This is a genomic window from Paraburkholderia xenovorans, assembly GCF_046030735.1.
Taxonomy (GTDB): domain Bacteria; phylum Pseudomonadota; class Gammaproteobacteria; order Burkholderiales; family Burkholderiaceae; genus Paraburkholderia; species Paraburkholderia xenovorans_A.
Genome location: NZ_JAQQBV010000079.1, coordinates 1 through 6,326, shown reverse-complemented (window position 1 = coordinate 6,326; position 6,326 = coordinate 1). Strand labels below are relative to the sequence as shown.

5 protein-coding genes are annotated in these 6,326 nt (G+C 58.4%); 4 read left to right on the top strand and 1 reads right to left on the bottom strand.

The window, feature by feature from the left end; all coding sequences use genetic code 11:
• The 4 genes from PQQ51_RS33960 to PQQ51_RS33945 all read left to right on the top strand — a co-directional run.
• Positions 1-1,066: MFS transporter (locus PQQ51_RS33960; RefSeq protein ID WP_408501562.1), on the top strand; the 1,066-nt coding region annotated here is incomplete at its 5' end.
• Positions 1,067-1,077: 11 nt separating this feature from the next.
• Positions 1,078-2,256 carry a 2-methylaconitate cis-trans isomerase PrpF family protein gene (locus tag PQQ51_RS33955; protein ID WP_408501561.1) on the top strand — a complete coding sequence of 393 codons (1,179 nt, stop codon included), beginning with the start codon at positions 1,078-1,080 and terminating at the stop codon, positions 2,254-2,256.
• Positions 2,253-3,674 (top strand): MmgE/PrpD family protein, encoded by a 1,422-nt coding sequence (locus PQQ51_RS33950; protein ID WP_408501560.1) that lies wholly within the window; start codon positions 2,253-2,255, stop codon positions 3,672-3,674. Before PQQ51_RS33955 ends, PQQ51_RS33950 begins: the two co-directional genes overlap by 4 nt.
• A gap of 43 nt (positions 3,675-3,717) precedes the next feature.
• The gene (locus PQQ51_RS33945; RefSeq protein ID WP_408501559.1) at positions 3,718-5,085 is read left to right on the top strand and encodes an MmgE/PrpD family protein; all 1,368 of its coding nucleotides are present in this window, start codon (positions 3,718-3,720) and stop codon (positions 5,083-5,085) included.
• Between the two features lie 102 nt (positions 5,086-5,187).
• Here the strand turns inward: PQQ51_RS33945 and PQQ51_RS33940 are convergent, their stop codons facing one another.
• Positions 5,188-6,012, bottom strand: a complete 825-nt coding sequence (locus PQQ51_RS33940) for a GntR family transcriptional regulator (protein WP_408501558.1) — start codon at positions 6,010-6,012, stop codon at positions 5,188-5,190.
• Between the last annotated feature and the right edge of the window lie 314 nt (positions 6,013-6,326).

Below are 6,326 nucleotides of genomic sequence, written 5' to 3'. Positions count from 1 at the left end.
CTCACTCGTCATTTTGCGTTTCATCATGGGGCTGGGACTCGGTGCGGAAGTGATCGTTGGATACGGCATGCTGGGTGAATTCATTCCACCTTCGCGTCGAGGAAAATGGTCGGCCATTCTCAACGTAACGGCCAACTCTTCCTTGCTGGTGTCCACTGTTGCCTCGTATTTCATTATTCCCCACTTCGGCTGGCGGTGGATGTTCGTTATTGTGGGTGTCGGCGCATTGCTCACATGGGTTGCACGCAAGAAAATTCCTGAGTCTCCGCGTTGGTTGGAGTCGGTCGGTCGCGTTGACGAAGCCAGCGCGATTGTTGATGGAATCGAACGCGAGATCGCGAAGACACACACCTTGCCTGAGCCACAGTTGACCGCGTCGCGGCCACAACAGACCTTTCAGCTGAAGGACCTCTTTGGCGCCAAACTTGTCCGGGCGACCCTGCTCGGCATGGTGATCAACGTCGTTACCTTTAGCGGGCTGTACGGTTTCATCATCTGGGTTCCGACGTTCCTGATGAAAAGCGGTATGACCATGTCGTCCTCGTTGGGCTACTCGTCGCTTATGGCGAGTGGTTCGATAGTCGGGGCGGGAGCCGCGGCATTTCTTTCCGACCGGATCGGGCGCAAGTGGGGCATCACGATTATTTCATTTGTCGCCGCGGTGATTGGGGTCGCCTATCCGCACATGGGCTCTGTGCTGGCTACGACGCTGATGGGCTGGTTGCTTGTCGCGGCCATGTACTTTGGCGGTGCGTTGGCGTTCGCAACGTATGTCCCCGAACTATTTCCGACGGAACTTCGCATGCGTGGTACCGCCGTGTCGAATGTTGCGGGGCGACTGGCGTCGATCGCCGCACCCCAGGTCGTGGTAATGGTTTTTCACGCAGGCTGGGGGATCACCGGTGTTACCTGCATTCTTGCCGGCTTGATGATCTTTCAAGGACTGGTGGTTGGGATCTTCGGCATTGAGACTCGCAAACGCTCGCTTGACTCGCAATTCGACGAAATCAGGATCGGCGATTCAGAGGCCCCCGCTGCTGTCGCGGCCGGATCCGCGTACAAATAACTGGAGGCGTTATGGATTCGACCGGTAAGCGGGAGCAGTTTTCCGTTCCATGCACGATCATGCGTGCGGGCACGAGCAAGGGGGTCTTCTTTCACGAGAAGGATATCCCACCTCCTGGCCAGGCGCGGGACACGTTGCTCAAACGTGTGATGGGGTGTCAGGACGTATTGCAGATCGATGGTCTGGGCGGATCGAGGCTTGTGACCGCCAAGATCGCCATCGTCAACCCCTCGGAGCGTGAGGATGCGGACGTCGACTATACGTACGCAATCGTTCCGCCCGAGCGTGATGTTGTCGTCTACACAAGCAACTGCGGCAATATTTCTTCTGGTGTCGGCCCGTTTGCCATCGACGCTGGCCTGGTTCGGGTGGTGGAGCCTATCACGACGGTGCGCATATTCAACACGAACACCAAAAAGATCCTTGTAGCCCACGTCCCGGTTGTAGATGGACAGGCGCGCATCGAAGGAGATTTCGCGATTCCAGGTGTTCCCGGCACCGGTGCAGAAATCATGATGGACTATCGTCAGACGCTCGGCGCGAAAACAGGGCGTATCCTGCCGACGGGCAACGCTACAGACATGATCACGCTGGAAGATGGCTGGGCAATCGAAGTCACTATCGGCGACGTCGCCAACCCGTGCGTGTTCATCCGGGCGCGAGACCTGGGCATGACGGGAACGGAAGGTCCCGAGTCGATCAACCACAACGAGGCGCTACTCGTCACCCTTGACGAGATTCGCGCGAGAGCCGCGCAGACGATCGGTCTTTGTGGCGACTGGAAAGAAGCGGACAAGACGACACCGGCATTGCCGTTGGTCGTGGTGGTCGCAGATCCTGCTTCGTACACGACGTTGAATGGCGCAGCGGTTGACCCAATCTCGATGGACCTGCTGGCCAGACTGGTGTTTTACCGGAAGTGCCATGAGAGCATGGCGGGAACCGGTTCGATGTGCACCGCTGCAATGTCACGTATTCCGGGAACGCTGGTGAACCAGTCGATTGTTCGCCCGCAGCAGGACACCTTGAGAATCGGGCATCCGTCTGGTGTGATGGTTGTCAACGTGGCGGCGCGCATTGTGCCGGATGGGCAGGGCGTGGTGTATGACAAGCTTGGTTTTAGCCGTACGGCCCGACGCATTATGGAAGGGCGCGTATTCGTCCGGTCTGCCGGCATGGAGATATCATGACGGTAGACACGGACGTTCGAACAGAGCCGCTTACCGCTAGCGAACAGATTGCGGAGTTCGTTTGCAGCTTCGATGCCGATCGTTTGACGGACTCGCACCGCCTCCAATGTTCACGGACGTTCGTCGACACTTTCGCTGTCGCCGTTGCGGGGAAGTACGAGCTGGCCTCGTTGAGCGCCCGGAAACTGGTCGGATTCCAGGGTGTCGGGCCGGGTTCGCCTATCGGCGTCGTTCATGGCGGCGCGCGTTTGTGGACGGACGGTACGGTTACCGGTTGTGAGGCGGCTGCGCTTGCTAATGGCATCTTCGGCCACGTGCTGGACTATGACGACGTAACCACGCCGTTGCGCGGGCACCCAAGTGTGGTTCTGTGGCCGGCGCTCACCGCTATCGGTGAAGCGCGTGATCTGCCGGGTGCACGGTTTGTTGCGGCGTACGTAGTGGGCTTCGAGGTGCTATGCAAGCTGTCCCGCGTCATGGCTGTGCCTCACTACGAGTCGGGATGGCATTCAACTGCGTCGATCGGCGTGATCGGCGCGACTGCGGCCTGCGCGTATCTTCTGTCGCTTGCGCGCTCACAGGTTGTCAATGCGATTGGTCTAGCAGTGGCTCAGGCTGCGGGCTGTCGCGAGAACGTTGGCACTCAGGCAAAGTCTTTCCAGGCGGGACAGGCAGCGGCAGCCGCCGTACGGGCCGCTCTGTTTGCAGAGGCGGAATTCGAAGCGTCGGTTCGATCTCTTGACGGTGCACATGGCTACATGCATCTCTATGCGCAAGACGAGGAGCTAGCGCAATCGCTCGGCGAGCTTGGCGACGTTCCACTAGAAATCGAACGGGCCGGAATTGAGGTCAAGCAATATCCGATGTGCTACGCAACGCATCGAACGCTCGATGCGTTGCTCGCCCTTCGCAAGGACAACGAACTCGTGCTGGAAGATGTCCGTCACGTACACGTGGAAACCAGTAACAGCGCGCTTGTCCCGCTTACGCGACACCGCCCCGTAACGGGGCTGGAGGGTAAGTTCAGTATCGAATATGCGGTGGCGGCGGCACTGATGGATGGCGCAGTCAGACTGGATACGTTTACTGATGACGCGGTGAACCGTGCGTCTATCCAGCGCTTTCTTGCCTGCGTCGAGTCGTCGGAGGCGGAGGGGGCATTGTCGCCTCGTTGGGCGCGGGTGACGCTCACGCTGAAAAACGGCCGGACAGTCAGCCGACACATCGAAATCTTGCACGGTTCAGCGCAAGACCCATTGAGCGATGACGAGTTGCTACGCAAGGTTACCGATTGCCTGAGCTTCGGTCGTAGCGACATTGATCCGCAGTCGCTGTATGACCAGGCGATGAACATGCATCGGGTGACGGTCCGGGAATTGCTGGACGCCCTGACACCCCGCCCCAACGTGCAACCGTGAGCCGTGGAAGTCGATAGCGGTCAATGCTTTTCCAGGACACCCCATGATTCTTGAAACGTTCGCGCAGTATGTAGCGGATGAGGTAAAGCGGACTCTTCCTCCCGAAGTCACTCATGCTGCTAAACGTGCCCTGATAGATTGGTTTTCGGCATTGCTTCCTGGTACGAAAGTCTCGCCGGCTACGAACTTGTTTCATGCCCACGCTAGCGAGCTTGGACAAGGCAAGTCCAGTCTGCCAGGTTTCGCGACAACTGCGCACGCGGGCGTCGCAGCCTGGATTAACGGCAGTGCATCACACGCCGTAGAATTCGACGACATTTTTCGCGATGCCGTTTACCACCCCGGCTGTCCGACGATCGCCGCTGCATTGGCTCTGGCGGAGCAGCACTCGACAACCGGCGCGGCATTGCTGAAGGCAATCACAATCGGCTACGAGGTTTCCACTCGTATTGGCGCAGCAGTGCAGCCGGCGCATTATCGCTACTTCCACACGACCGGGACGGTTGGTTGTTTCGGAGCGGCAGCGGCAGGGGCGGCGTTGGTACAACCCGGAGCAGCCGCCGTGGCGCTGAATGCCATGGCAACTTCGGCAACTTTCGCTTCTGGACTGCAGCAGGCGTTCCGCTCGGATGCGATGACAAAAGCGCTTCACGCCGGGCACGCGGCCTGGGTCGGCGTGATGGCGGCGCAGGGCAGTGGGCATGGCATAACCGGCGTTGCAGACATTCTGGAAGGCGAGGTGGGATTTGGTGCCGCGCTTTGTGCCTCACCTGACTGGTCGAAGGTGACCGACGGTCTCGGTTCCCGTTACAACATTGAAAGGGTTACGCAGAAGAACCACGGCTGCTGTGGCCACACCTTCGCCGCCATCGACGCGATGTTAGCCTTGGTGACGGAGCATCGATTGCGGCCGGATCAGATTCGGACAATCAGGATAAAAACCTATCGCGTCGCGATCGAGGTTGCAGGCATTTCGCAACCGTGCTCAGCGTTTGAGGCAAAGTTCAGTCTTGCGTATGTCGTCAGCCATGCGGCCCTGTACGGGGCAGTTCGTCTGGATGCGTTCAGCGTTGACCGGCTCGCCGATCCGTTGCTGCGTTCGTTCATGGAACGCGTACATCTGGAGGCAGATCCCGAGCTTACTGCAGGCTTTCCTGGTATGCGCGCTGCCCGCGTGACCGTCGTTCTCGACGATGGGCAACAACTTGAGCACTTTGCGCCGTATCGTCGGGGCGATCCGGAGGAGCCGCTCACGGATGCAGAAATCGAGGACAAGTTCCTGGAGCTTGCCAGTCCTGTGATCGGCGACGCGAAGGCGCACCGGCTTCTCGTTAATCTGTGGCAGGTGGACGAACTCGATGTTGTTGGTTTGACGCTTTCCGCACTTGGCAAAAACTCATTGACCATGTGAGAGGAGGGGTGGATACCCCTGCGGCATTCGAGTCCTGAACCGCCCTGCGTGGTAAGCCGTCGACAGCTTTCTGTCTACACTGTTCGCCGTTCCGGATTCCTGTCAACCTCGCCGCTTGCCAGCGGCGCGATCGGGTTGCTGAACATTGTGAACAATCTGACCGGTACGCAGCGTGTTCATGGAATCCACAGACATGTCCGTCACTATACGGCTGCGCTCAGGCGTGACAGTTAGCGTCAGGTGCTGTACTGGTATGCGGTTGGTGTCGTACACGAGCCGGCTGGTCCTAAGCAATGGCACACCAACCTCGGTGCCTAGCCATTGCGCGAAAGTCGGGTCAGCAGCAACTGCAGTGACTTCCTGGATGACGCGTCCGAACTCGACGCCCTGGCTCATCAGGATTTCATAGAGTGCGCGCTTTTTCAGGGTAGTGGCGGTGACGGCCTTGCTGTAGCGCTCTGGGACCCAAGCATCGGTCACCATGACAGTGACGTCACCTATCTTGCGCAATCGCAGAGCGTGAATCGCACGATCGCCAGGTTCGAGTTGCAACTGTTGGGCAATGGATAACGGAACCGGTCGCACTTCGACGTTTAGCACCTCAACCGTGGTTTCCTCGGCCGATTTGTGGAGCGCATCCACAAATCCTAGCGTCGCCGCTTCCCTCGCAACAGGCAGGTCCGTAGGGACAAAAGTCCCCAGACCTTGCCGGCGGTAAACATAACCTTGTGCTTCAAGGTCCGTCAGGGCCCGCCGCGCAGTGATGCGCGACACCCCAAAGTATGTGCAGAGATCCTCTTCTTTCGGGATCAAGCTACCGGCGGGGTAGCCGCCACTAACGATCCGCTCACGAAGCACAAGGAACATCTGACGATGTAACGAGGTACCGCGCGCGCGGGGCAGAGTTTGGGTAGTGGATGCGGACATCATATAGACCGTATTGTTGGGTTCGGAGGCCAATATTGATGTTAGTCATTATGACATACAGATATGCCAACAAGCCAGGCTCGTGCCACGTGAGTCCGACGACTCGCGCACATCACGGAGCACACGCAGCGTAAACCCGAAAGGTTTCGGCCTTATGTTATGGTAACATAACAACATGATTTGAATGAGATCGCACCACGCGCCACGGCTATTCAAGGGCGGAAGAAATTGGTGGCATCCGGTGCCCATTTTGCGTGCCACAGGATAGTGAACTACGTGAGACAGGCACCGTGACAGCAAAAAGAGATCTAAAT